At 69.6% G+C, this 25,622-nt stretch carries 22 protein-coding genes and 4 pseudogenes; 16 read left to right on the top strand and 10 right to left on the bottom strand.

What is annotated here, in order from left to right:
• Nucleotides 1–338 precede the first annotated feature (338 nt).
• The 4 genes and pseudogenes from AB5J53_RS11805 to AB5J53_RS11790 all read left to right on the top strand — a co-directional run.
• A pseudogene (locus AB5J53_RS11805) lies at nt 339–605 on the top strand (hypothetical protein); the annotation flags it as partial.
• 4 nt (nt 606–609) lie between these two features.
• Nucleotides 610–783 (top strand): hypothetical protein, encoded by a 174-nt coding sequence (locus tag AB5J53_RS11800; protein WP_369245583.1) that lies wholly within the window; start codon nt 610–612, stop codon nt 781–783.
• Between the two features lie 350 nt (nt 784–1,133).
• The gene (locus AB5J53_RS11795) at nt 1,134–1,301 is read left to right on the top strand and encodes a recombinase family protein (RefSeq protein WP_369245582.1); all 168 of its coding nucleotides are present in this window, start codon (nt 1,134–1,136) and stop codon (nt 1,299–1,301) included.
• A 107-nt stretch (nt 1,302–1,408) separates the two neighbouring features.
• On the top strand, nt 1,409–1,588 hold the full coding sequence (locus tag AB5J53_RS11790; RefSeq protein WP_369245581.1) for a hypothetical protein: 180 nt from the start codon (nt 1,409–1,411) through the stop codon (nt 1,586–1,588).
• A 74-nt stretch (nt 1,589–1,662) separates the two neighbouring features.
• On the opposite strand, the gene AB5J53_RS11785 is transcribed toward AB5J53_RS11790, so the two are convergent.
• The 3 genes from AB5J53_RS11785 to AB5J53_RS11775 all read right to left on the bottom strand — a co-directional run bounded on the left by AB5J53_RS11785 (nt 1,663) and on the right by AB5J53_RS11775 (nt 3,675).
• Nucleotides 1,663–2,052, bottom strand: coding sequence for a signal peptidase I (locus AB5J53_RS11785; protein WP_369245580.1), 390 nt, complete (start codon nt 2,050–2,052; stop codon nt 1,663–1,665).
• 158 nt (nt 2,053–2,210) lie between these two features.
• Entirely contained in the window at nt 2,211–2,954 is a 744-nt protein-coding gene (locus tag AB5J53_RS11780; protein WP_369245579.1) for an SDR family oxidoreductase, read from the bottom strand.
• Nucleotides 2,955–3,237: 283 nt separating this feature from the next.
• Nucleotides 3,238–3,675: a cupin domain-containing protein gene (locus AB5J53_RS11775; RefSeq protein ID WP_369245578.1), complete on the bottom strand. Its 438-nt coding sequence runs from the start codon at nt 3,673–3,675 to the stop codon at nt 3,238–3,240.
• Nucleotides 3,676–4,034: 359 nt separating this feature from the next.
• Here AB5J53_RS11775 and AB5J53_RS11770 point away from each other — a divergent pair.
• From AB5J53_RS11770 to AB5J53_RS11750, 5 genes and pseudogenes are all read left to right on the top strand, one after another.
• Nucleotides 4,035–4,392 (top strand): annotated as a pseudogene (locus AB5J53_RS11770) (hypothetical protein); the annotation flags it as partial.
• A gap of 708 nt (nt 4,393–5,100) precedes the next feature.
• Nucleotides 5,101–5,238 (top strand): annotated as a pseudogene (locus AB5J53_RS11765) (o-succinylbenzoate synthase); the annotation flags it as partial.
• A 479-nt stretch (nt 5,239–5,717) separates the two neighbouring features.
• On the top strand, nt 5,718–5,993 hold the full coding sequence (locus tag AB5J53_RS11760) for a hypothetical protein (protein WP_369245577.1): 276 nt from the start codon (nt 5,718–5,720) through the stop codon (nt 5,991–5,993).
• Between the two features lie 350 nt (nt 5,994–6,343).
• Entirely contained in the window at nt 6,344–6,550 is a 207-nt protein-coding gene (locus AB5J53_RS11755) for a hypothetical protein (RefSeq protein WP_369245576.1), read from the top strand.
• 835 nt (nt 6,551–7,385) lie between these two features.
• The gene (locus AB5J53_RS11750; protein ID WP_369245575.1) at nt 7,386–8,858 is read left to right on the top strand and encodes a sialidase family protein; all 1,473 of its coding nucleotides are present in this window, start codon (nt 7,386–7,388) and stop codon (nt 8,856–8,858) included.
• Between the two features lie 230 nt (nt 8,859–9,088).
• Here the strand turns inward: AB5J53_RS11750 and AB5J53_RS11745 are convergent, their stop codons facing one another.
• From AB5J53_RS11745 to AB5J53_RS11730, 4 genes and pseudogenes are all read right to left on the bottom strand, one after another.
• Entirely contained in the window at nt 9,089–9,637 is a 549-nt protein-coding gene (locus AB5J53_RS11745) for a transposase (RefSeq protein ID WP_369251986.1), read from the bottom strand.
• On the bottom strand, nt 9,634–10,173 hold the full coding sequence (locus AB5J53_RS11740) for a transposase (RefSeq protein WP_369243776.1): 540 nt from the start codon (nt 10,171–10,173) through the stop codon (nt 9,634–9,636). The genes AB5J53_RS11745 and AB5J53_RS11740 overlap by 4 nt, the downstream gene beginning before the upstream one ends.
• Nucleotides 10,174–10,234: 61 nt before the next feature.
• Nucleotides 10,235–10,459: pseudogene (locus tag AB5J53_RS11735) on the bottom strand (UTRA domain-containing protein); the annotation flags it as partial.
• 175 nt (nt 10,460–10,634) lie between these two features.
• On the bottom strand, nt 10,635–10,850 hold the full coding sequence (locus tag AB5J53_RS11730) for a hypothetical protein (RefSeq protein WP_369245574.1): 216 nt from the start codon (nt 10,848–10,850) through the stop codon (nt 10,635–10,637).
• Between the two features lie 823 nt (nt 10,851–11,673).
• Here AB5J53_RS11730 and AB5J53_RS11725 point away from each other — a divergent pair.
• Both AB5J53_RS11725 and AB5J53_RS11720 read left to right on the top strand, forming a co-directional pair.
• Entirely contained in the window at nt 11,674–12,021 is a 348-nt protein-coding gene (locus tag AB5J53_RS11725) for a hypothetical protein (protein ID WP_369245573.1), read from the top strand.
• Nucleotides 12,022–12,636: 615 nt separating this feature from the next.
• Nucleotides 12,637–13,773 carry a glycosyltransferase family 4 protein gene (locus tag AB5J53_RS11720; RefSeq protein ID WP_369245572.1) on the top strand — a complete coding sequence of 379 codons (1,137 nt, stop codon included), beginning with the start codon at nt 12,637–12,639 and terminating at the stop codon, nt 13,771–13,773.
• Nucleotides 13,774–13,785: 12 nt separating this feature from the next.
• Here the strand turns inward: AB5J53_RS11720 and AB5J53_RS11715 are convergent, their stop codons facing one another.
• Nucleotides 13,786–15,426, bottom strand: coding sequence for a PucR family transcriptional regulator (locus tag AB5J53_RS11715; RefSeq protein ID WP_369245571.1), 1,641 nt, complete (start codon nt 15,424–15,426; stop codon nt 13,786–13,788).
• 61 nt (nt 15,427–15,487) lie between these two features.
• Between AB5J53_RS11715 and AB5J53_RS11710 the strand changes: the two genes are divergently transcribed.
• Nucleotides 15,488–15,694 (top strand): hypothetical protein, encoded by a 207-nt coding sequence (locus AB5J53_RS11710; protein ID WP_369245570.1) that lies wholly within the window; start codon nt 15,488–15,490, stop codon nt 15,692–15,694.
• Nucleotides 15,695–15,698: 4 nt separating this feature from the next.
• Here the strand turns inward: AB5J53_RS11710 and AB5J53_RS11705 are convergent, their stop codons facing one another.
• Entirely contained in the window at nt 15,699–17,081 is a 1,383-nt protein-coding gene (locus AB5J53_RS11705; RefSeq protein ID WP_369245569.1) for an FAD-binding protein, read from the bottom strand.
• A 152-nt stretch (nt 17,082–17,233) separates the two neighbouring features.
• Complete coding sequence (locus AB5J53_RS11700; protein WP_369252173.1) at nt 17,234–19,042, bottom strand: glycoside hydrolase family 15 protein; 1,809 nt, start codon at nt 19,040–19,042, stop codon at nt 17,234–17,236.
• A gap of 514 nt (nt 19,043–19,556) precedes the next feature.
• Between AB5J53_RS11700 and AB5J53_RS11695 the strand changes: the two genes are divergently transcribed.
• The 4 genes from AB5J53_RS11695 (at nt 19,557) to ald (ending at nt 25,493) form a co-directional block, all read left to right on the top strand.
• Nucleotides 19,557–21,224, top strand: coding sequence for a CTP synthase (locus tag AB5J53_RS11695; protein ID WP_369252171.1), 1,668 nt, complete (start codon nt 19,557–19,559; stop codon nt 21,222–21,224).
• A gap of 130 nt (nt 21,225–21,354) precedes the next feature.
• Nucleotides 21,355–21,981 carry an NUDIX domain-containing protein gene (locus tag AB5J53_RS11690; RefSeq protein WP_369245568.1) on the top strand — a complete coding sequence of 209 codons (627 nt, stop codon included), beginning with the start codon at nt 21,355–21,357 and terminating at the stop codon, nt 21,979–21,981.
• Between the two features lie 170 nt (nt 21,982–22,151).
• Complete coding sequence (locus AB5J53_RS11685; protein ID WP_369245567.1) at nt 22,152–24,233, top strand: tetratricopeptide repeat protein; 2,082 nt, start codon at nt 22,152–22,154, stop codon at nt 24,231–24,233.
• 144 nt (nt 24,234–24,377) lie between these two features.
• The gene (gene ald / locus AB5J53_RS11680; RefSeq protein WP_369245566.1) at nt 24,378–25,493 is read left to right on the top strand and encodes an alanine dehydrogenase; all 1,116 of its coding nucleotides are present in this window, start codon (nt 24,378–24,380) and stop codon (nt 25,491–25,493) included.
• Nucleotides 25,494–25,622 lie beyond the last annotated feature (129 nt).

Raw genomic sequence — 25,622 nt, 5'->3', positions numbered from 1 at the left:
GCGCATCCACGTTATGCAGACCTGCCGCCCGCGGGATGCCGGGCATTGCGCCAGGCCAGGCGGTGGTCAGACCTCTCATCAGCGTCTCCAACGGCGCCTCTCGGGCCCGGTGACACCACCCCCCAGGTCATCCGTTCGACAGGGGGGAACAGTCATGCCGGGCCCGGAGGCCAGCGGCCCTCTTGCAGGACCGCGAAGAAGATAACGGGGGGGGGCTTTGACCGCCCCGGGGTCCGGTCTCCGCCGCTCCGCGGCGGGGTTTCCCGCCCGCCTGCCCGTGGCGACCGCTCCGCGGTCCCTGTATCCGGCCCGCTCCACGGGCCCTTAGGGTTTCCGGGATCAGCACATTTGTGGGTAGGGGTGCCGCATTCGGCACGGCTGCGGCGGTCACCCGAGCGGGAATCGCCGCCCTGCGTTCCAAGGCGCCGGGCGGTCCCGAGCGCTGGGAGCGCAAGAACTTCGCCGGACGGACCGTCGAGCTGTACGCGGGCCCGGTGCGTGTGGCGTACGACGATGTCGTGGGCGCGGATGACCCCCGGCGTGGGTTCCGGGCACACCTGGGGGCGCTGCGGGACGGTGATGTCATACCCGGCTCATACGGTATTCGGCATGAGCCAACCGAAGTTAGGCAGGACCGCGATCACACCAGGCGAGTCCGCAGCCATCAACTGCCGCATCTCGCACACCAAAGACGAGGATCAGACCGGAGTCGACCGGCAGGAACGCATCTGCCGGGTGATCGCCGAGCGGCTTCAACTCCGTGTCGAGTCGGCCCATGTCTAGGTGGACAACAACCGTTCCGCCTGGCAGCGCAACCGTAAGCGGCCAGGTTGGGAAGAGATGCTCAAGGCGATGGGGAGGGAGAGATCCGCCATGTCATCGTCTACCACCCCGACCGGCTCATGAGGCAGCCCAGGGATCCCGAAGAGTTGCTCTCCATAGCCGACGACAAGCGCATCCTCCTGCCCTGAGAAGCGAACCGACGCGATCTGTCAGACCCGGACGACCGGTTCATCCTCCGCATCGAAGTGGCACACGCCTGACGCTCCTCTGACGATGCGTCTCGAAGGATCAAAGACGCTCTGGCGGACAGGGCGCGCGGGGGCGAGGTCATCGAGAACGAGGCGGAGATCGTGCGCGAGGACTTCCGCCGCTACCTGGATGGTGAATCACCGGAGGGGATCGCTCAGGACCTCACTGCACGTTCAATCCCCACAGCCAAGGGAAAGCCATGGCCGCCTGAGAACGTTCGCCATGTGCTGTCGTCTTTGTGGCCGGCATCCGGATCCACCGGGGCGTAGAGGTGGGAGTCGGAGCGTGGCCCGCCATCATCGACCGTGGCCAGTGGGACGAGGTCCAAAGGTTCAGGGAGTTCCGAGCCGCGCGCCGAGGGCGAGCAGAAGCGGACGTGGTCGCGGACGCAGAGGCCGAAGCCAACTGGACGAGGCTGGAGAAAGGCGAGGAACACGCGCGCATGAACGCGATCTATCGGTTCCTGTTCGCTGCTGTGATCGTCCGCCCGCCGACGTCGAAGGGCAGGGTGTTCGACACCGATCGAGTGGAGATCGAGCCGAACCCGCTCGACTAGGAAGCGCATCGCAGGTAGATCCGCGAACGTCGAAAGAATCTTGCTTGGCGTGTGACTGTGCCCAGTGTTTGAGGTCAGCCGTGCCCTGGTGCCGGATCCGTCTGCGGCACCGCATAACCGGGCACGGAGGGCCACCGAACCGTCAACACGACTGATTCTTCCTCGGCGAACCAGGAGTGATCGATTCCGTGCCCCCACACGACGTAGTCACCCTGCTGTTCCAAGAGAACACTGCGGCCGCGGAATTCAACGCGGAAGCGCCCGCTGATGAGGACCAGGAGAGCTGTTCGTTCCTCGCCCTTCACCCACGCTGCTCGCTCATCGCCGCACGGGTGAACGCCCCATTTGATCTCCACGGCCGAACTGTGCCGAGGGTCGCCAGCACCTTTGAAGTGCCCCAGGAGCCAACCCCGGTCGAGCGCTGCGTCCTTGCCGGCGTTCCCCACGTACACGCATCCATCCACGCACCCGGACACTAGCAGCGGGCTGCGTGAGCATGATCAACCCATCCGCGACGGATAGTAGTGCCGCATCAGGCAACGTTCGCCCTGTTGACGACCTTGCGTAGGCGTTCGTCGGCGGCTTGCCTGTTCCGCCAGTCAGGGTGCTGGGCCGGGTGACGCTATTGCGGCTTTGCGAGCCACTCCTCGAAGGTGGTTGGCGCTATGCGGGCGCCCTCGCCGGGCAGGAGTACGTCGCCGGCCCACTCCGGGCCGAGCAGCGATGACCACGTCGGCACGAGCTTGACCGCGTGTCCGCGCGCGTCGTGGGTGCGCCGGGCCATGTCCACCAGGTCCTGCGTCTCCGGGCCGGCGACATCGCGGTAACGCCCCTGCGGTGCGCTCGTGGCGATCTCGGTGAGGATGTCGGCCACGTCCGTGGGAGCGATCGGCTGTACGAGCAGCGGTGCGATCGTGGCGACGCCGTCCTGCTCGGTCCAACTTGTCAACGTTGCGGCGAAGTCGTGGAACTGCGTGAAAGGAACGATCGTCCATGGCACCGGGCCCTCGGTCACGAGACGCTCCTGCTCGCGTTTGCCGGCGTAGTGCGGATTGCCTTCAATACGATCGACACCGACGATCGAGAGCAGCACATGGTGACGGACACCGGCCCGTTCCTCGGCGGTGAGCAGGTTCCGGGTGGTCGTGCCGAAGTACGCCACCGCCTGGTCCCGGTCGTCTGCCTCGTGGCTCGTGGCGTCCACAACGGCGTCGACGCCGGTCAGTGCGGCGTCCAGACCGTCCCCGGTGGTCAGATCCACGCCGAGTGAGCGGCTGATGCGCACGACTTCGTGGCCGGCCTGTTCCAGGGCCGCGACTGTGCGGGCCCCGATGTTCCCGGTTGCGCCGGCGATGGCGATGCGCATGGTGATCTCTCCTCCGTCACTCGGGCTGCCCTTCCCAGCGTCACCCTCAGCGGCCACGACCACATCCCGGCAGTCGGTGTCCTAGTGCCGTATCAGGCAACGTTTGCCCTGTTGTGGTGTGACGCGCCGCTCGGGTGCTGGCGCAGCGGTGCGTCACCATGAGTCGGTCCGGGTGGCAGAACGTGTGCGGGTTCGTGAGATCGATGACGATGAAGGCCGGAGGTTGCTGCAAAGCCCGGCACCTGGATCGGTGTTCCGGACTCCGCACTGTCGATCTCGCGGATCAGCCTCCGGAGGGACGCGGGGCGCGCAGGTGCGCCCGTTCCTTCAGCTCCTCCTCGTCGACCAGCGTGAGCATCGGCTGACCCGGCGCGCACACCATGGTCACCACGAACTTGGTCGGTGCGTCCGACAGGGCGTTGCCGTCCTGGTAGTGGATCACGTCACCGCCTGGCTCCCAGAACGTCCCACCGGCCTCGACCACACGCTCCGGCTCACCCTCGAGCTCGAACCGGAGCGCGCCCTCCATCACGTAGCCGAACGACGGGCCCGAGTGGCGATGCGGAGGGAGCCCGGGGTGACCGGGAGGCCACTCGACGAGGATGGTCATTCCCGAACCACCTTCGGGAAAGAAGGGCGGAGTGACTTCCTGCAGCAACTTGACTTCGGGCGGCAAGGAGACCTCATGGGCGCTCCCGTGCTCTGTGTCCTTCGCTGACATGTACCACACCTCCGTAAGCCTGCCCAGACGATCTTGCGTTGGTCACCGCATTCCGGACGGGTGTACCGACCCACTCGTTCGGCGGTGACCAAGTTCGCCGGTTCCCGGCTCACACAACTCGCTTCGCGATGAGGACAGGCCACAGCCCGCATCCGTGACAGGCCGTGTGCCTTCTGCCTCGCCCAAACGGTCTCGACACCACCCTGCCTCCCGTCGGCGGCCGCCACAATCCGAGAGCCAGCGGCATCGAGACCGCATCGGCGGGCATCTAGCGCCGTATCAAGCAGCGTCTGCACTGTTGTGGTGTGACGCGCCGCTCGGGTGCTGGCGCAGCGGTGCGTCACCATGAGTCGGTCCGGGTGGCAGCACGTGTGCGGGTTCGTGCGATCGATGACGATGAAGGCCGGAGGTTGCTGCGGATCATCCGCAGAGGCACCGGCTCGGTCGTGACGTGGCGGCGGGCCCAGACGGTGCTGCTGTCAGCACACCTGGAAGGCCTCGCGCGACCCCGACTACGCCGCGAAGAAGGCCCGTATCGAGCACCTCTACGCGATCGCCCACGGCGAGGTCATACCCGAAGTCGGTGAGCCGGTCGTGGTCTTGTGCGTCGATGAGTTCGGTCCGCTCAACCTCCAGCCGCACCCCGGCAGGCAGTGGGCCGAACGCGGCGGCAAGCACAAGGATCCCGAGCGCGAACCCACGCCGCGGCGGCGGGCGATCCTCGGTGCCGGCAGCGTGGGTGGGCTCGTCACGCAGTACGTAAGCGCTGGCCCCGAACGTCGCCAAGCTCGTGCAGATGCCCGAAGCGCCATGAGCGCCTCGGAAGAAGCGGTGTGGTCTGAAGGCAGACAAGAGGAGTGGGGGCAGCTCCGCTCTGCTCAGCATGCCTTCGAAGCAGCCGCATTGATTGCTGGCGTTCCTCAGGAAGTCACCAGCTGGTACGCGATAACAAGGGCTGCCATGAGCATGGCTTGCCCGGTCAGGGTCGAGCCGGGAATTTCTCTGCGGGTCCGGAAAGCCGGTGTCGTCAACCCCGAACGCGACACGGGCCTCGGACACACCCGTCCGTAGTCGTTTCACAAGGACGTCGCTTGGTCCGCGGCTGGTCCGGGGCGGATGCACTCCCAACTCAATCAGTGACGGAAGCTGTCGCGCTGATCGTGGATGGTGACCTGTGTCGGGTTGCCTGAAGCGCAAGAGGCCTCCAGGCAACCGACTTCGGACTCTAGAAGAACCCAAGTTTCTTGGGGCTGTAGGAACAAAGAATGTTCTTCGTCTGCCGTCTGCTGGCTGTACAGCGGCTTCGCCCACGCTGACCAGCGAAGACGGCGGTCGGTGCGGCTCCTTGGGCGGGGCTGGTCCGGAAACGGTCCGGATCTTGGGACGCTGGGGAGGGGCGCTGCCGTCGACGCCTGCCTCGGGGGCCGCCGTACCCGCGACATCGCCCGCGCCCACAGCGTCCCGGTCCGGTGTGGCGACATGCTGGAGACCGGCATGGGCCGCGCCGCCCTCGCGGCCCTGCCGGGCTCCGCTCTCCCCGGCGACACCTTGGCCTCCCATCGGCGCTCGCCGTGAAGTGCCACCGCAGTGGCGGCCCAGCACCTCGCGGGGAAGCGAAAGCCGGCCGCCTCCCCGGCCGAGCCGCGCCCGGCGGTGTGCAGGGGACAGGCCGGGCGGGACGCTGGGCCGTCCGATCCAGCTGGTCGGCCGGCGGGCCGGCTACCGCGCTTCGCGCAATCGCAGTTACTCAGCGCGGCCCCCCCCGGATGCCCAGGACGGGCGGGGGAGAGGATGCGACGCTGGAGTGAGGGGCCCGCGAGTGGAGGTCCGAGTGCGTCTCATCCGGTCCGAGGCCCTCTCCTTCGGCCTGGCGACCATGTCCCGGTGCGGCTCAATGGATGCGACGCAGAATCGTGCGGTCAGTCTGTGAGCCCGCCGGCCGGGGCACCACTCACCGAGCGTCGCCAGGCGGCCTTACCGCGTGGATCCGGCCCCCCCCGGGACCAGGACCGCGCGACCACCCCGGAAGGCAGGTGCGTCCCATGCACACGTCGACCCGTATCGCCGGTGCCCTCACCGGCCTGACCCTCACCCTCGGTGGTGCGGTCCTCGCCGCTCCCGCGGTCCGGGCGGACATCCCCGCCTGCATACAGATGGCCGAACTGGCCGGTGCCACCGCTTCCGACTCCGTGACAGCGGCCTGCAGCCGTGGCGTGGTCGGAGACCTGCAGAGTTGTGTGACCGGGCTGACCGGGGCCGGAGTGGCGGGCGGCGCCGCGACCGCTGCCTGCCGGGCGGCGGCCCACGAACCGCGTTAGAGGACCGCGCGGGGCAGCCGCCCGCCGGCACCGGTCGGAGGCAGGTACGGCCCGTCTCCTCCCCAACCCCCGGCCTGCCCGGACACAACGCGGCCCCGGTGGGCAGTCTCGACGCCAAGGACATCGACGTCGCCCCGCTCCTACCGACGCGTACGCGGCGTACCGATGCGGCCGGTCGAGGTCGGTGACGTCATGCCTCTCCGGGGCCGGCAGTCACCGCCCGGGCGCGGCGCCCAGCCTCGCCTCGCGGGCCTCATGCGGAGCGCCCATGCTGAGCAAGAGGGCGCCGTCGTCTTGAGACTTGTCCTTCCCGAAGGCCGAACGAAGGCGCCTGAGAGGAGGAGGAAGTCATGCGCATGAGAAGAATCCTGGGCCTCGCCCTGGCCGCGGCAACCCTTGTCGGCGTGAGCGCCGTCGGCGCTGTCAGCGCCGGGGCCGCCTCGTCTCCGAAAATCTCCAGAGACGACTGCACGGCCGCCGGCGGACAGATCATTTCACGCCCCTACGCCGGCGAGGCCTGCGCGCTGCCTGACGGGACCACGCAGGCGATCACTTGAGGGATCGGCGCACGGCTGGGCAACCAGTCCGGCCGGTGCACCCGGCGCGGTGGGTATGGAGTAACGGCACCCGGTCCACCGTCGGGTGGATCGCCCGCGCTCGTCTCGACACCGCGGCACTCGCGATGGTGGACGCCGACCGTCTCGAAGCCAAGGCCGTCACCGCTTCGAGACGGTCCGCGCTGTCCTGAACACCGCGCTCGCCGCCGTCCTGAACGGCCTCGGCCATGTCGTCATACAGTGACCGACGAGGTCGTTCGCATTTCCTAGCTGTATTGATTGGGATTTCCCAGCTGTATTGATCACGAGCGTTGTTGACACTCGGCAGGTCTTGAACAGGCGCAGAAGAACGAGCAGTCCCGCCGGCCTCGAGCCTGGATGTGCCGACGGTGATGGAGTCTTCCTTCTGGCGCGGGCGATGATCGCGCCGCTGTCGGCATTGAGGTGGCCCTTTGCCGATGCCCTGACTCATCCCCACTGTGGAAGAGGTCCAGCAGGCCATCCCGCTCCAACCCGTCTGAGCCAAGGCCGACCCCGCCGGCATCGCCAACCGGCACGCGGCCCACGGCCCTCTCCGGGGACCTACGAGACGGCGCCGTAACAGCACGACCAAGGAGCCGACCGGCACGGTGCACCCGCCGGTCGGCTCCGCCGTGCTCCTCGACGACCCCGGGGATGACTCCGTCGTTCGGCCCATCAAGGGCACCGGCTGCAACGCCGAAAAGGACCAAGCGGAGTCGCCCCACCCTCGCGTTCCCGTACGCCTCCGCGCCCCAGTCCGCCCCGATGACGGCGGTCCCGTACCCGGCCGACAGGCCCGCGGAGGAAATCCCGCATGCGCGTCTTCCTGCCCCTGACCGCCGTCACCGCCGCCGCGCTCCTGCTCGTCACGGTCACCGGCGCGACTCCCGCCGCAGCAGACCGGAACCCCGACGGCCCACCACTGGTCAAGGTGTCCCACGGCGACCCGTACGCGAAGTGCACCATCGGAGCGAGGTCCCCCGACAGCATCGTCTACCCGGCCACCGAGGTCGAGCCGTACCTGTCCGTCGATCCGCGCGACCCCAAGCGCGTGGTCACCGTGTTCCAGCAGGACCGCTGGAACGACGGCGGCGCGCGTGGCCTGGCGGCCGGCTGGACCACGGACGGCCACACCTTCCACCGGAGCACGCTGCCGTTCAGCCTGTGCGCCCCCGGCGGCGCGGATTACGAACGGGCCTCCGACCCCTGGGTGAGTACCGGACCGGACGGCACGGTCTACGCCGGCGGGGAGGGCGTCGACTTCACGAAGAGCACGCGCAGCGCCCTCCTGGCAGTCACGTCCCGCGACGGCGGCCGCACTTGGCAGAACCTCACCACCACGCACGTCGACGAGCAGCCATTTTTCAACGACAAGCCCTCACTCACCGCCGACCCGATCCGCAAGGGCACCGCCTACCAGGTCTGGAACCGCCTCGACAACGACCCACCCGGCCCCAGCTCCCTCGACGGTCCCGGCTACATCTCCCTCACCCGCGACGGCGGCCGTACCTGGAGCAAGGCCCGGCCGTTCGTCGACACCAGCACCGTGCCCAACACCCAGACCATCGGCCATCTGATCGTCGCCGACCGGCGCACCGGCACCCTGTACGACTTCTTCGACCGGATCAGCTACTCCGACGACCTGAGCACCGTCGTCGAAGCCCGCTACGAGGTGGTCACCTCGACCGACGCCGGAGAGACCTGGAGTGCCCCGGTCACCGTGGCCCGGGACACGTCCGTACCGGAGGTCGACCCGAACGACCCCACCAAACTGCTGCGCGCCGCGGCCACCCTGCCGAGCCCGGCCGTCGACCCCAAGACAGGCACGCTGTACATGGCCTACGAGGGCTCGGACTTCTCCAGTGGAAAGTTCGACTCCGTCCAGCTTGTGCGGTCCACCGACGGCGGACGCACCTGGGGGACCCCGGAGCTGGTCAGCCCCAAGGGCGTTCCGGCCTTCTCACCGTCGATCGCGGTAGCCGAGCGGGGCACGGTCGCGCTCACTTACTACGACCTGCGCTTCCTCAAGCCCGGCAACACCACCACCCTGCCCACCGCCCACCAACTGGCCACGCTGCAGCACGGAAACCCGAAGCTCCGGACCGAACGACGGATCTCGCGGGTCTTCGACTGGCTGCAGGCGCCGTTCGCCGGGGGCTACTTCCTCGGTGACTACCAAGGCCTGGTGGCAGACGGCAAGGGAGTACGGGCGGTGCTCACCGAGACCCACTCCGGCGCACCACAGAACCGTACGGACGTGTACACCAGCAGTCTCCGCACGCGCTGACCGACGCGGACGCCGTCGGCCGGCCCGACCGCCGACGGCTGCAGACAGGCCTCGGACCCACTCCGTGACCACGTCGGGCGGGGAGGTTTGGCCGCGTCCCGCCCGGCGGGGCGGGCCTGCTGCTCTGGGGTCGCGTGGTTTCCCGGTCTGTCGGGCACGGAAGGGGCACGCGTGGGACACGCCTGAGATCTGGCATTCGAAGAACCAACGCGCCGCCGGTCGCCCGCCCGCTACTGACGTTGTCGCTGTGATGTCGTCAAGGTGAGGCCGGTTTCGGCGAGGCATCCGTCGATGCGCTTGCTGCGGTACTGAATCTGGCGGAGACCGTGCCGAAGCGTGCTGATGAGGTGGTCGGGGTCGGTGAAGGCGGTGTTGGTCTGGCTGCTGCGCCGCAGCAGGGACCAGATGCCCTCGACGGGGTTGAGGTCGGGTGCGTAGGCCGGCAGAAAGTAGCAGGTGATCCAGTCGTGGGTGTCGATGAACTCCCGTAATCGGCGGTCTTTGTGGACGTTGAGGTTGTCCCACACCAGCACGATCGGTGCGCCGAGTTGCCGGTGGGCGGCGATGAGCAGGTCGCGATAGTCGGTCCAGGTGAAACTGCGTCTGCCACCGCGTTTGTGATCGAGATGCCGTTTGGGCCGGTAGATCAGCCGTGAGTGTTCGCCCTGCTTGTAGCAGGCGAGCGCGGCAACGGAGAAGCGGCGCTGGGAGCGTCCCCGGACCCGGATGACGGGTGTGTGGCCGCGTCGGGCCCAGGTCCGTGCGGTGGGCGGCGTCATCGAGAACCCGGCTTCGTCTTCGAAGCACAGCCAGGCGTCGAGCGCCGCCACGGCCCTTCCACCTGCGGCCAGGTCTCCTTCACCCAGCCCGCCACGGCCTCCTCGTCGCGCTCGATGGCTCGGCGGGCTGGGACCTGGTGACTGAAGCCGTGCCGGTGCAGCATCCGCGCGATCGCCGACAGCGTCATGCTTTTGTGGAACCGGCGCCCGATCAGCGTCTTGATCCGCGCCAGCGTCCACGTCTGGTCCGGCCAGCCATGGGCGACCGGCCCTTTGGCCAGCTCCTGCTCGAGCACGGCGAACAGCTTCTCGCTCAGCTTGGGCAGCGATACCGGTCCGGCAGACCGCAGCCCCTCCGCGCCGGCGTCGTGCCAGGCCCGGCGCCAGCGCTGCACCGAGCGCACACTCACCCGTAATTCCTTGGCGACCTCGGCGGTGGAGGCACCGACTGCGAAGCGCTCCGCGGCCTCCAGCCGGATCCGCTCGCGAAACGCCTGCCGTTCAGGCGTCAGCCCACCACCCTGCGGATATCTCACACAACCGGCATACCGCGACGATCACACATCGTCATCCCTCAACGACATCACGCCGCAAAAGTCAGTAACGGTTGATCGGGATCTCATAGACGATCTCGCAATGAGCGACGGGCACCACGATGTCCGCCGTCTCCACGGGCCGCCCCTGGTCGCTGTAGTACGTCCGCCGGATGTGCGTGACGAGCGCGGCCTTCTGAATGCCGAGCAGTGATGCCTCCTCGGCAGTCGCCTGCCTTGGCTCCGCCTGCTCCACGCCGTGGCTGACGGTGACCCCGATTACGGCCATGCCGCAGCTCGCTGCGCTCGCGCGCGACGGCGTTCGGGAGCTCCCGCCCGCCGCGTGCTTCCGGGCCGACTCGGACCTAGCGTGTTCGACGGGTCGGCACAGTCCCTGCGACTCTCCCGGCTACGCTCGCGCGGGAGCGCCCCGCGGCGCGTGGCTGCGGGGCGCCTTGTGGGGTTTAGTCGATCTGCTCCCCGTCGTACGTACCGCCCTTGCAGTAGTTGCCCGCCTCATTGATCGCGGGCGTTCCGCCGCCCTGCTTGCACTGAGAAGGGGTGACGTAGGAAGGGGCACCCTGTGCGGTGGCGGCGGTGGCGGTGACGGCGCCTGTGAGGCCGAGTCCAGCGAGGGCTGCCGTGGCGATGACGGCGGCGAGGATTCGTCGAATGCGCATTTGGTTCCCCTTTTCACGGATTGCCTCGGTTGGGGCACTAGTCAGCTTGATCTTCACCCATGTGGGTGGCACGTCATGTTGCTCCATTCGGGTGAAAAAGCTGTCGGGTGCGGGGTCGGTGACGGGACCCGTCGGACAGGCCCTGGAACGAAGAGACCACCCCGGCCGGATGGGTGGTCCCTTCGTTGTTCTGGAGGGGGCAGCGTCCGCAACCGGCCCAATGCTCATAGCCCTGTTGACCTGCGGAAACGCGCTCTTAGTGGCGGAGGGTGGACGGACACTGCGGACGCTGGCGGACGCTACACATTCTGTTTGGCGTCCGCAGGAAAAGTTCAGGTCAGAGGGGGGCGAGCGATCCCCGGCGGACGCTGCGGACGCTATTTTCCCTTAACTCTCAAGTTTTGCTGGGGATGGCTTTTCAGGCGGGGCGGGATCGCGGGCCCGGCTTCCCGCCCCGCCTGAAAAGCCGTGGTGAACCACAGAGAGCGGGGAGGCCCGGCGGCACCTGCCCACGTCTGCCGCCTGCTGCCGTCTGCAGGAGCGTGGGGGAACCGTGCGCGGGTGTCAGGGCCAGGTGTCAGGGGGGTGTCAGCGCGCGCTGTTAGGGAGCGTGACACCCGCGCATGCCTAGGGTTCTCATAACAGTGAAGGTTCCGCAGGTGACCAGGGGCACCGGCCGGTGACCATAGTCGCTGGGGACCGTCACTGTCTGCCCCCGTCCGCCAGCGTTGATGTCAGGGCTGGATGTCAGCATCTTCACAGGGTGAGCGTGCCGTGCTGTCCCTGCCGGCCACGTCATCGAGCAGAGGAGCCGGGCCTGGCCATGAAACTGACCTTGACCCTGATGACCATCTGTGGCGGTCTTCTGCCGCTGGCGGCCGTCATCTGGGGCGGTGTCTCCCTGCGGCGAGACTACCGACGCCTCGTAGCCGACCTCACAGCCATCGACCAGATCATCCAAGCACCTGCGGGGACCTACCCTGACCCTTCGGCAGCCATGACGGCCATCCGTCAGCCCGCCTTCAACACGGGCCGCCTGGCGTACAGCTACGAATGGGCGCAGCGTCTCGTCTGGGAACAGGCGATGGAAGATCTCCGTGGTCCGGCCTGGCTCGCCGGCGCGGGTGTCGTCATCGCGACAGTGGCAGGCGCCCGGTCGGTTTGGATCTAGGCGGTCCCGCTACAGCGGGCGTCTGTCGTTCCTCAACTCTGCTCCGGAGGTGGACACCTGCGACCGTCTCCGAACTGGGGGAGACTTACCGTTAGTTGCCGTCGGCTGTCGTTGTTGGTCGACCTCGGACGGCCCACGACGGCCCGGCCTCCCTCCGTCTCATCACCCTGAAACAATCCGGACGATCAAGCTCAAGACGTTCTGGGACGGCCGCTCTAAAAGCGCGGCACACTAACGCCCGCCGAGAGGTCGGACGCTCGCGACCCGCGCCCCGGCGCGCCGAGCGGCGGCAAGCGCGCGCCCCGCAGCCGCCCACACCCAAGCGCCTTCCGGCGCCCCCGGCGACCCACCCCCGAAGCCTCCCGGCAACTTCCCAGCACCCCAGCGCCCCAACTCCACCCAAAACCCCCGCACTTCTCACTCGTGTGAGTGACTACCCCAGGCGTGTTGCCCAACTCCCCGCGACCATCGTTCGGCGGCCGTCCCGGAACACCCGTGCGGCCTGGCATCCTTGGCGTAGTACGCGGAGCACGACGTGCGGTACACCCCCCTCTGCGCGATCCTTCTGTACGTTTCTTCGTGACCGTCCGACGCCGAACCAGGAGCCCCGGCCACGTGAGCCACGTGAGCAGCCACTCACCGCACGGCCAGTCGCCGCTGCGCACCGTGCAGGTGCTCGGCGGCGGGAGCGCGGGCAGCAGTGCGCATGTGCGGTCGCTGGCCTCGGGGCTCGTCGCCCGGGGTGTGCGGGTCACCGTCTGCGCACCCGTCGAGGCCGATCGCGCGTACGGGTTCACCGGCGTGGGCGCGCAGCACGTTCCGGTGCCGCGCAGCAGCGACCCGGCCTCCGTGGCCGCGCTGCGGACGGCCTGCGCGGACGCCGACCTGGTGCACGCGCACGGGCTGCACGCGGCGCTGCGGGCCACGCTCGCGCTCAGCGGGCGGCGCGTGCCGCTCGTCGTCACCTGGCACACGCGCTCGCACGCGGAGGGGGCACGGGCCCACTTGCTGCGGCTCCTGGAGCGGAGGGTGGCCAGAGCGGCGGCAGTCGTGCTGGGGACCTCGTCCGACCTCGTGGACCGTGCCCGCAGCAGGGGAGCGCGCGACGCACGGCTCGCCGCCGTCGCCTTCCCCGCACCGCGCACGCCCGTCGAGCAAGGCGACCCCGACCGGTTGCGGCACAAGGCGCGGGCCGAACTCGGCGCCACCGACCGGCCGTTGCTCATGGCCGTCGGCTCGCTCGACCGGCATCGTGGTTACGACACCCTGCTGGACGCCGCGCGCGCGTGGCGTCGCCTCGATCCCCTGCCGCTGCTCGTGATCGCGGGGGAGGGGCCGCTGCGGACGGTTCTGCAGCGCCGTATCGAGGACGAAGGGCTGCCCGTCCGGCTGATCGGCCGGCGCGAGGACATCACGGAGCTGCTCGCGGCCGCCGATCTCGCGCTGCTGCCGAGCAGTTGGGAATCCCGCTCCGTCCTCGCGCAAGAGGCCCTCCACGCGCGCGTGCCGCTCGTCGCGACGGCGGTCGGCGGCATCCCCGAACTGGTCGGCGACGCTGCCGAACTCGTCCCGTACGGGGACGCGGAGGCGCTCGCCGACGCCGTCGTCCGCCTCCTCGACGACCCCGGTCGCCGGGAGCTCCTCAAGGCGAAGGGTGCCCGACAGGCCGCCACTTGGCCCACCGAGGACGAGACCGTGGCCCAAGTGCTCAGCGTCTATGACGAGTTGACCCAGCCCAGGCCCTTTGGTTAGGGGACGTCTCGGCTAGGGAACGTGTCGGCGCGCCCGCAGCGCCAGGCTCAACGCCAGCACCGTCTGCGGGTCGTCCAGGTCCGTGCCCAGCAACTCGCCGATCCGGGCCAGGCGGTTGTAGAGGGTCTGCCGGTTGAGGTGCAGCTCGCGAGCGGTCTCCGCCTTGCGGCCGGCGTGGGCCAAGTACGTCTCCAGGGTGGGCAGCAGCGGCGGCTTGGAGCGGTTGTCGTGGTCGCGGAGGGGGCCGATCGCGCGGTCCACGAAGGCGGCCAGGTCCGGGTGCTCGCGAAGGCGCCACAGGAGCAGGTCGATGTCCAGGCGGCGTGCGTCGTACCACGGGCGGTCCGAGAGGCCCTGTGCCGCCGTCGCCGTCTCCGCCGCGTGCCGCAGGCCCGCCGACGCGGCCGCCCAGCCGCCCGCGACCCCGACCACCACCACCGGCGGCTGCGCACCGGGCCGCTGCATGCCGGCGCGCTCCACGCCCGCCCGCAGTGCCGCCGCGACCCGGTCCGCCACGGCCGCGCGTTCGGACTCCGAGCGCAGGCCCAGGAGCAGCGGGACACGGCCCTCGACCGGACGTACGCCCAGAAGCACCGGGACTCCCACGGAGGCCAGCTCTTCGGCGACAGCCCGAGCCAGGACCGCCCAGCCGCCGCCGGGGGACAGGCCGTCGGCGAGCCGCATCACGACCGGCAGGAGCGGGCTGTTGCCGGGCTTGAAGCCGAGCACGCGGGCCTGAGCGGGCGCGTCCTCGGCCTCGATGCGGCCCTCCGCGAGGTCGGTGAGGAAGTCGCCGCGCCCCCGCGCCGCGAGCTCCTCCTCCTGGCGGGCCTGCATCAGGACGACGGCCAGGATGCCCGCGGCCCGCTCGGCGGCGATCCGGTGCACCGGCGCGACGGGGGAGCTGACGGGCAGGAGGACCAGCCGGGCCCGTACCGAGCCCGTGCCGGGGCCGCCGCCGGGCACGTCCACGAGGGTCGTTCCGGCGGGCGGCTGCTCCTTGTGCTGGCCGCGCAGCCCGTCCCACACCTGGAGCGGATCGGCGCCCGCGGAGCCGGCCCCGGCGGCGTACAGGAGCTGGCCGTCCGCCGTCTCCAGGAAGACAGGGTTGCCGCTGAAGTCCGCGAGGATGCCGAGGACTTGGGGGATTCCGCCGCCGCCGAGGAGCGCTTCGGTGCATCGTCGGTGCACCTCTTCGGCCTGCTGGAGCAGCGCGTAGTGGCCGTTGACGATCTCGGTGTGGATCTCCTCCGTGACCGTCACGAAGGGCACCTCGCGGTGCAGCTGGACCAGCGGGAGGCCGGCGCTGCGTGCCGTCTCCACGAGGGCCGCCGGCAGCCGGGTGAAGCGCGGCCCGAGCTCCACGACCAGCGCCGCGATGCCGCGCTCGGCCAGGGTGCGGACGAAGGCGCGCTGATCGGCCGGGCGGGTGCCGAGGCCGTAGCCGGTGGTCAGCAGGAGTTCGCCACCCTTGAGCAGCGAGGCGATGTTCGGGACCTCGCCCGCGTGCACCCAGCGCACGGTGCGCTGCAGCCGGTCGGCCCCCGCGAGGATCTCCGGCAGCCCACTGCGCAGCCCGGGCAGCTCAAGCGCCCGCTGCACGGTGATTCCGGCGCCCTGGGTGTCGTAACGGCTGTCCATACGGCTGTCCATGCAGCGGACGCTACCCGCGGTCGCGTTCCGGGGACATCTCCGACCGGCTACGGCGGGCGGCATGCACGCGAACAATGCGTCGGCCGCTGCGCCGAAATTGCGCGACCTCCTGTATCTGCGCTCCCTCCCGAAGGGCGCGGCGGCCCTCGCGGCGACCGCTACGGCGACCACGACCGCGAGCGTGGCGGCCGCTCCCGGAGACGCCGCCGCTGCCTCCCCCGCTCCCGGTATCGCCGTCGTGGGCGCGGTTATTCATACGCTTGCGTAAACGCTTACGCGGGCCTGATGTTGTGGTTGAAGCGGAAGACGTTGTCCGGGTCGTACTCGGCCTTCACGGCGGACAGGCGCCGGAGGTTCTCCGCGCCGAGGCCGGCCACGACCCGGTCGCCGCCTTCGTCCCCGATGAAGTTGAGGTAGACCGCGCCGGTGCTCCAGGGCCGGACCTCCTCGCGGACCTTCTTGACCCACTGGACGCACCGCTCGTCGTCGGCCTGGTCCTCCCAGATCCCGAAGGGGTGCACACCCCAGAGCGCGTCCCGGAAGGGCACCGGGAACCGGGCCGGGCCCGAGGCGATCGCGCCGCCCTGGGGGAACAGCATGTGCTGGGTTCCCGTGGGCACGGGCACGGACCGGCCGAGGGCGCAGAAGACGTCCACGACTTCGTCGGGAAGGCCCGTCAGGAACTCCGCCGACCAGTAGTTCCGCATACCGGGCGGGTTGTCGAGCATGCACTGGAGGTCGGCGTAGGGGATGGCGGTGAGGGTCTCCGCCTCGTGGGGCAGTGCCAGCAGTGGCTGGGCGGTTTTGCGCACGTCCTCCTCGCTGCCCGCATACGTGAGGAGGGCGACGATCAGCCGTTTGCCGACCAGGTGCTCGGGGACGAACTCCTCGGGCGGCCCTGTCGTATACATGAACGCGCCGCTCACCTCCGACGCGCCGTTCTCGATGACCTCGCGGTAGATGCGGAGCACGTCCGGGCCGGCGTCCGGCTGGTACATCAGCAGGGCGATCGAGAGCTCGGGGAGCGGGTGCAGCTTCAGGGTCAGCGCGGTCGCGACGCCGAAGTTCCCGCCGCCGCCGTGCAGCGCCCAGAACAGTTCCGGGTTCTCATGGTCGGTGGCCAGAACCGTCGAGCCGTCGGCCGTCACCAGTTCGATGCCGAGCAGGTTGTCGACGGCGAGGCCGAAGGTCCGGTCGAGCCAGCCGTTTCCACCGCCGAGCACGAAGCCGCCGACGCCGGTGGTCGACACGCGGCCGCCGGTGGTCGCGAGGCCGTACGGCTGGGTGGCGCGGTCGAGGTGGCTCATCACGGCGCCGCCCTCGATCCGCACCGTCTCGGAACCGGGATGGACCGTCACCGTGTGCATCCGGCGCAAGTCGACGACCAGGCCGTTGTCGTTGAGCGACATGCCCGAGACACTGTGGCCGCCGCCGCGCACCGCGATCTTCAGGTCCAGGTCGCGCGCGAAGTGCACCGAACGGACCACATCGGCCTCGCTCTCGCACTGCGCGATCACGGCGGGGCGCCGGTCGATCATCGCGTTGAAGACCGTCCGGGCCTCGTCGTACCCCTGGTCGTCCGGGGCGAAGACGTCGCCGACCAAATCCGCGCGGAGCGCGGCAAGCGCCGCGTGCGCCTTCGAAAGGGGAGCCATGGCAGCCGCCCCCTTTCAGCAGGGGACAGGAGCTGTTTTCAGCGTAGGCGTTCTCCTGGGCGGGCGCCGTTCGGAGCTGTGCAGCCGGCCGTGGCTGGTTCGCGCAGTTCCCCGCGCCCCTCACGGGGCGCGGTTGCACTACTTGCTCGGCATCAGCCGCCGTACGCGCCGCTCGCTGTCAGCCTCAGTGCCGTGTCGATCAAGGGCACGTGGCTGAACGCCTGCGGGAAGTTCCCGACCTGTCGCTGCAGGCGCGGGTCCCACTCCTCGGCGAGCAGACCGAGGTCGTTCCTGAGTGCCAGCAGCCTCTCGAAGAGTTTGCGGGCCTCGTCCACACGGCCGATCATCGCGAGGTCGTCCGCCATCCAGAACGAGCACGCCAGGAAGGCGCCCTCGTCGCCCTCCAGACCGTCCACGCCCGCCTCCTCGCCGATGGTCGGGTAGCGCAGGATGAAGCCGTCCGGGGTGGACAGCTCGCGCTGGATCGCCTCAATGGTGCCGATCACCCGCTTGTCGTCCGGGGGCAGGAAGCCCATCTGCGGGATGAGGAGCAGCGAGGCGTCCAGCTCCCTGGAGCCGTACGACTGCGTGAACGTGTTGCGCTCCTTGTCGTAGCCCTTCTCGCACACGTCACGGTGGATGTCGTCGCGCAGTTCGCGCCATTTCTCCAGCGGGCCGTCCGCGTCACCGGACTCGATGAGCTTGATGGTGCGGTCGACGGCGACCCAGGCCATCACCTTGGAGTGCACGAAGTGGCGGCGCGGGCCGCGGACTTCCCAGATGCCCTCGTCCGGCTGGTCCCAGTGGTTCTCCAGGTAGCGGATCAGCTTCAACTGGAGGAGCGAGGCGTAGTCGTTGCGCGACAGGCCCGTCATGTGGGCCAGGTGCAGGGCCTCGGTGACCTCGCCGTAGACGTCCAGCTGAAGCTGGTGCGCGGCGCCGTTCCCCACCCGTACAGGCCCCGAATTCTCGTACCCGGGAAGCCAGTCGAGCTCCGCCTCGCCCAACTCCCGTTCGCCCGCGATGCCGTACATGATCTGCAGGTTCTCCGGGTCGCCGGCGACGGCGCGCAGCAGCCATTCGCGCCAGGCGCGGGCCTCCTCGCGGTAGCCGGTGCGCAGCAGCGAGGAGAGGGTGATCGCGGCGTCGCGCAGCCACGTGTAGCGGTAGTCCCAGTTGCGTACACCGCCGATCTCCTCCGGGAGCGAGGTCGTCGGGGCGGCGACGATGCCGCCCGTGGGCGCGTACGTCAGGGCCTTCAGCGTGATCAGCGAGCGGACGACGGCCTCGCGGTAGGGGCCGTGGTACGTGCACTGCTCGACCCACTCGCGCCAGAAGTCCTCGGTGGCCTCCAGGGACTGCTCCGGCTCGGGCAGCGCGGGCGGCTCCTTGTGTGACGGTTCCCACGAGATGGTGAACGCGATCCGGTCACCCGGCGCGACCGTGAAGTCCGCGTACGTGGTCAGCGCCTTGCCGTAGGTCTCGCAGGCGGTGTCGAACCACACCGAGTCGGGCCCGGCGACGGCGACCGTCCGCCCCTCGTGCTTGTGCACCCAGGGCACCACTCGGCCGTAACTGAAACGCATCCGCAGAGCCGAGCGCATCGGCACCCGGCCCGTGACGCCCTCGACGATCCGGATCAGCTGCGGGGCGCCGTCACGCGGGGGCATGAAATCGGTCACTCGGACCGTGCCGCGCGGTGTGTCCCACTCGGATTCGAGGATCAGCGAGTCCCCGCGGTACCTGCGGCGCGCCGCCGTCGGCGGTTCGGCGTCGGTCGCGTGCGCGGGACCGAGCCGCCAGAATCCGTGTTCCTCCGTGCCGAGCAGTCCCGCGAAGATGGCATGCGAGTCGAAGCGGGGCAGGCACAGCCAGTCGACTGTGCCGTCCCGGCAGACCAGCGCAGCTGTCTGCATGTCTCCGATGAGTGCGTAGTCCTCGATGCGCCCGGCCACGTGCATCTCCAGTCGAACGGCCACGTCGCCCCCCGAGGGGCGGTCGCTCTGCGGTCAGGGAACGTTGTTAATGCGGAACGTCGGTTGATGGGGAACGTCAGTTGTGCGGAACGATGGTCATGTGTCGCTGCGAAACGTCAATTGTCGGTTCGATTGTCGTTGCGATTGTCGTTTCGAAACGAACTGACGAGCTCTCGTTGTTCCGGGGTACGGGCGGGGATGGTGCCGTGTGCCGGCCGGGCTCGGCAGCGAGTGTCCGAGCAGGATACGACGCACGTGGAAGATCCGCGTGCCGCTCCCGGCAACCCGGGGGGGCCGATCGAGTGAGCGCCGTGTGGGGTCTGTGCCGACGTGTGTGCGGAGCGTGGCCGGAAGCGGTCTCGTCCCGTCGCTGATACCCTGGTAGCCCGTGGACCGGTGGGCAAGAAACCCCCGAACCGCAGCGACGGCGCCTCCGGAAATCTCCGGACACCACGCCGGTACGCACCCAGACCGCGACCACGGGAGCCCCCTCTTGGCCATGCCGCCCGCTGCTTTTCGAAACAGCACAGCCACGACGACCAAGCACATCTTCGTCACCGGGGGTGTCGCCTCCTCCCTCGGCAAGGGCCTGACCGCCTCCAGCCTGGGCGCGCTGCTCAAGGCGCGGGGTCTGCGGGTCACGATGCAGAAGCTCGACCCCTACCTGAACGTCGACCCGGGCACCATGAACCCGTTCCAGCACGGTGAGGTGTTCGTCACCAACGACGGCGCCGAGACCGACCTGGACATCGGTCACTACGAGCGCTTCCTCGACGTGGACCTGGACGGCTCGGCCAATGTCACCACCGGCCAGGTGTACTCGACGGTCATCGCCAAGGAGCGGCGCGGCGAGTACCTGGGCGACACCGTGCAGGTCATCCCGCACATCACCAACGAGATCAAGCACCGCATCCGCCGCATGGCCACCGACGACGTCGACGTCGTCATCACCGAGGTCGGCGGCACGGTCGGCGACATCGAGTCCCTGCCGTTCCTGGAGACGGTCCGCCAGGTCCGTCACGAGGTCGGCCGCGACAACGTGTTCGTCGTGCACATCTCGCTCCTCCCGTACATCGGCCCGTCCGGGGAGCTGAAGACGAAGCCGACGCAGCACTCGGTTGCGGCGCTGCGCAACATCGGTATTCAGCCGGACGCGATCGTGCTGCGCGCCGACCGCGAGGTGCCCACGGCGATCAAGCGCAAGATCTCGCTGATGTGCGACGTCGACGAGGCGGCCGTGGTCGCGGCCATCGACGCCAAGTCGATCTACGACATCCCGAAGGTCCTGCACACCGAGGGTCTCGACGCGTACGTCGTGCGCAAGCTGGACCTGCCCTTCCGTGACGTGGACTGGACGACCTGGGACGACCTGCTCGACCGCGTCCACAACCCGATCCACGAGATCAACCTGGCGCTCGTCGGCAAGTACATCGACCTGCCCGACGCCTACCTGTCCGTGACCGAGGCCCTGCGCGCCGGCGGCTTCGCCAACAAGGCCCGCGTGAAGATCAAGTGGGTCACCTCGGACGACTGCAAGACCCCGGCGGGTGCCGCGGGGCAGCTGGGCGACGTCGACGCGATCTGCATCCCCGGCGGCTTCGGCGACCGCGGCGTCTCCGGCAAGGTCGGCGCGATCCAGTACGCCCGCGAGAACAAGATCCCGCTGCTCGGACTCTGTCTCGGCCTGCAGTGCATCGTGATCGAGGCCGCGCGCAACCTGGCCGATATCCCGGACGCCAACTCCACCGAGTTCGACTCCGCCACCGCCCACCCGGTCATCTCCACCATGGCCGAGCAGCTCGACATCGTGGCGGGCGAGGGCGACATGGGCGGCACGATGCGCCTTGGTATGTATCCGGCCAAGCTCGCCGACGGTTCGATCGTGCGCGAGGTGTACGACGGCAAGGAGTACGTCGAGGAGCGCCACCGTCACCGCTACGAGGTGAACAACGCCTACCGTGCCGAACTGGAGAAGAAGGCCGCTCTGCAGTTCTCCGGCACCTCCCCGGACGGCAAGCTCGTCGAGTACGTCGAGTACCCGCGTGACGTCCACCCCTACCTGGTCGCGACCCAGGCGCACCCCGAGCTGCGCTCCCGCCCGACCCGCCCGCACCCGCTCTTCGCCGGCCTGGTCAAGGCCGCGGTGGAGCGCAAGACGGGCAAGTAACACAAGGGTTGTACGGTGGCCGGGGTGCGCGTCTTTCGAGGTGCGCGCCCCGGTTTCCGTTGCAGCCCCGCTGTGGCCGATTTCTTTCGGCCGTGACCGGCTTCTGTTGTACGTGTGGGAAGGACAGGCCATGACGCTCAAGGACACCGCCGAGGAGTGGGAGGTCCGGGCGACCGAGACCCCCTTCAAGGGCAACAAGACCTCGGTGCGCACCGACGACGTGGTCATGCCCGACGGATCGGTCGCCCGCCGCGACTACCAGGTCCACCCCGGCTCCGTGGCCGTCCTCGCCCTCGACGACGAGGGCCGTGTGCTGGTCATCCGCCAGTACCGCCACCCCGTACGACACAAGCTCTGGGAGATCCCCGCGGGCCTGCTCGACATCCCGGGCGAGAACCCGCTGCACGCCGCCCAGCGCGAGCTCTACGAAGAGGCGCACGTCAAGGCCGAGGACTGGCGCGTGCTCACCGACGTCTACACGACGCCCGGCGGCTGCGACGAGGCCGTGCGCATCTTCCTCGCCCGCGACCTCTCCGAAGCCGAGGGGCAGCGCTTCGAGGTCGAGGACGAAGAGGCCGACATGGAGCTGGCCCGGGTCTCCGTCGACGAGCTCGTACGGGGCGTGCTCGCTGGTGACCTGCACAACAACTGCCTCGTCGTCGGTGTCCTTTCCCTGGTCGCCGCGCGGCACGGCGACGGCCTCGACGCGCTGCGCCAGGCGGAGGCGCCGTGGCCCGCGCGGCCCTTCGAGGTCTGACGCACCTCTGACGCACCGCGACGCCATCAGTCCTACGATCGCCTGATCCGATCGGGGGACGTGTCCGCCGCGCTCCTCCCGGATCGTCGCAGAGCGTGAACTAGGCTCTGGAAACGCCCGAACCGGAGTCCCGGCGGGCCCCAGCGTGCAGTGGGACGGGAGTGTGGCCCGTGGCGGATCAGGCGGTGGACAACGGCGGCACGAAGGTGTCGTCCAAGGGGCAGCGCCCGGCTGCCGGGTCCGCTCCTACGGAGGGTCAGTTCCTCGGCCGTACAAGAGAGTTGAAGGAACTCCGGGCCGACATCGAGCGCGCGGGCCTGGACACCCTCTCCGGCAGGAAGGCGCCACGCGCGCGCGTGCTGCTCATCGCGGGCAAGCCCGGCTCGGGCCGCACCGCGCTCGCCGAGGAGCTCGTACGGCAGGTCGCCGAGAGTTACCCCGACGGTGTGCTGCGCGCCCGGCTCACCGAGCCCGACGGCACCCGGGTGCCCACCGAACGCACCGCTCGGGAGCTCCTCTGCGCCCTGGAGCGGCCCACACCGCCCGGGGCCGCCGCCGACGACCTGAGCGAGGCGGTGCGCGAGGCCCTCGCCACCCGTCGCGTACTGCTCCTGCTCGACGACGCGGCCGACGCCGAGCAGGTCGACGCGCTGCTGCCCGACACCCCGGAATGCCTGGTCGTCGCCGTCTCCGGCGGACCGCTCACCGGCATCGCGGATGTCCGCCCCTGCACCCTGGGCGGTCTGGACACCAAGTCCGCCCTGGAACTCCTCGACCGCTTCACCGGCTCGGTGCGCATCACCGTCGACCCGCTCGCCGCCGAGGGCCTGGTGGAACTGTGCGCGGGCCAGCCCGCCGCCCTGGTGCTCGCGGGCGGCTGGCTCGCGGCCCGCCCGCAGTCGGCCGTCGCCGACCTCGCCAAGAATCTGCGCAGCGACGGTGAGGAGGGCACCCCGCTGGCCCGCGTCTTCCGGCTCAGCTACGCCTCACTGCCGAGCACCGCCGCGCGGATACTGCGACTGCTCTCGCTGGCCCCCGCCGGCCTCGTCGACCCGCACACCGCGTCCGCGCTGGCCGGCTGCTCGGTGGGCGCCGCCCGCACCGCACTGGACGACTTCGCCGCGCTCGGCCTGGTCAGGGCGGTCGAGTCGCCGCTGCCCCAGTACGAGGTGCCCGGCTGTCTGCAGCCGCTGCTGCGCGCGCTCGCCGAGACTCACGACCGCCCGGCCGAGCTGCAGCTGGCCCGCGCCCGGATGCTCGAGCGGACCGTACGGCTGCTGGTGTCCTGCCGCGCGATCACCGAGACCGACAGTTCGCCCGCCCGCGAGAAGCTCGCCGGAATGCCTCGCGCCCTGCGTTTCCCCAATCCCCGGGCCGCCGCCGACTGGCTGCGCATCCGGCAGCCCGCGCTGCTGGCCTCCGCCCGGCTCGCGGTCGCCGACGGAGAGCTGGACACGCTGGCCCGCCGCCTCATGGCCGCGCTGGTGAGGGCGATGGTCGCGCACGTCGGTACGCGGGCGGCGGCGCCCGAGCTGTACGGCATCCACCGGCTCGTCCTGGACGTCGCCGAGCGACGGAACCTGCCGCGCGAGAAGGCCGCGGCCCTGCTGAACCTCGCCGACCTGGACGCGCAGACCGGCCGTACGACCGAGGCGCTGGTCCGCTACCGGGCCGCCCTGGACGCCGGGCGCGAAGCGAATGACCCGTATGCGACCGGCCGCGCGATGGAATCCGTAGGCGGCGCCCACCAGGAGCTGGGGGACTACGACCGGGCCGCCGACTGGTACGGAAGAGCGCTCGCCCAGCGCCTCGCCCGCGACGAGCGCGTGGACGCGGCCCGGCTGTACGGCCGGATCGCCACGGCGCACACCTACGCGGGCCGCTACGGCGAGGCGCTGCGCAACTGGCGCGCCGCCGTCAGCGGTCACCGCAAGAACGGTGATGTGGCCGCCCAGGCCCGGGCGTTGAGCGAGCTGGCGCGGGTCCAGGAGTACGCGGGGCGGCCCGAGGAGTCGCTGCGCACCTGCCAGGAGGCGGTCGAGTGGGCGCGCCGCGCCGACGACGTACGGCTGCAGGCCGCGCTGCAGCTCAGGCTGGCCGACACCCTGGACCGGCTCGGCGACCCCGCGGCCGCCCGGCTGCACCGCAGCGCGGCCGAGCGAATGCTGGGTGATGAGCTCCCGGAGACTGCTTCGGCCAGGGAACAAGGCGCTAACGCCTGCGAAATCCGCAGTACATCCGCGGAAGATTGATGCAATGAAAGGCTAGACAGAGAGAACACCTTCATTAAACTGGCTCTGCCGCACCTTCTCCTGCGGTGTCTCCCGATGTGCCCCCGCACATGTGGGTATGTCTTGTAATGCACCACATCCCCTGAGCCAAGGACCGTGATCGACGTGAAGGTCGGTATCCCCCGCGAGGTCAAGAACAACGAGTTCCGGGTGGCCATCACCCCTGCCGGCGTGCACGAGCTGGTGCGAGGCGGCCACCAGGTCTTCATCGAGCAGAACGCCGGCGTCGGCTCCTCGATCACGGACGACGAGTTCGTTTCCGCCGGTGCGCAGATCCTTCCCACCGCCGACGAGGTCTGGGCCACGGCCGACCTGCTGCTGAAGGTCAAGGAGCCCATCGCGGAGGAGTACCACCGCCTCCGCAAGGACCAGACGCTCTTCACCTACCTGCACCTGGCCGCCTCCAAGGAGTGCACGGACGCGCTGATCGAGTCCGGCACCACGGCGATCGCCTACGAGACGGTCGAGCTGCCGAACCGCGCGCTGCCGCTGCTCGCCCCGATGTCCGAGGTCGCGGGCCGTCTGGCCCCGCAGGTCGGCGCGTACCACCTGATGCGCGCGGCCGGCGGCCGGGGCGTCCTGCCGGGTGGTGTCCCGGGCGTGGTCCCGGCGAAGGCCGTCGTCATCGGCGGTGGCGTCTCCGGCTGGAACGCCGCGCAGATCGCCATCGGTATGGGCTTCGACGTGACGCTGCTCGACCGCGACATCAACAAGCTGCGTGAGGCCGACAAGATCTTCGGCACGAAGATCAAGGCCGTCATGTCCAACTCCTTCGAGCTGGAGAAGGCCGTCCTCGACGCCGACCTCGTCATCGGCGCCGTCCTCATCCCGGGTGCCAAGGCCCCGAAGCTGGTCACCAACGAGCTCGTGTCCCGCATGAAGCCGGGAAGTGTCCTTGTCGACATCGCGATCGACCAGGGCGGCTGCTTCGAGGACTCGCGTCCCACCACGCACGCCGAGCCGACCTTCATGGTCCACAACTCGGTCTTCTACTGCGTCGCCAACATGCCGGGCGCTGTGCCGAACACCTCCACCAACGCCCTCACCAACGCCACGCTGCCCTACATCGTGTCGCTGGCCAACAACGGCTGGGTCGAGGCGCTGCGCCGTGACCCCGCGCTCGCCAAGGGTCTCAACACCCATGACGGCCAAGTGGTTTACCGCGAGGTCGCCGAGGCGCACGGCCTGGAGCACGTCGAGCTGGAGACCCTGCTCGGTTAAGTCATCAACGGGTAAAAGGCGATACGTCAATACAGGTCGTCAACCCAGCGCACCCGGCCGGACCTTGCTCGACAAGGTCCGGCCGGATGTGTGTCGGGTCACTTTGCGACACTCGTTCAACTCGCCACG

Origin of the sequence: Streptomyces sp. R41 (genome assembly GCF_041053055.1) — a bacterium.
Classification (GTDB): Bacteria; Actinomycetota; Actinomycetes; order Streptomycetales; family Streptomycetaceae; genus Streptomyces.
This window is presented reverse-complemented; position numbering and strand designations above follow the sequence as displayed.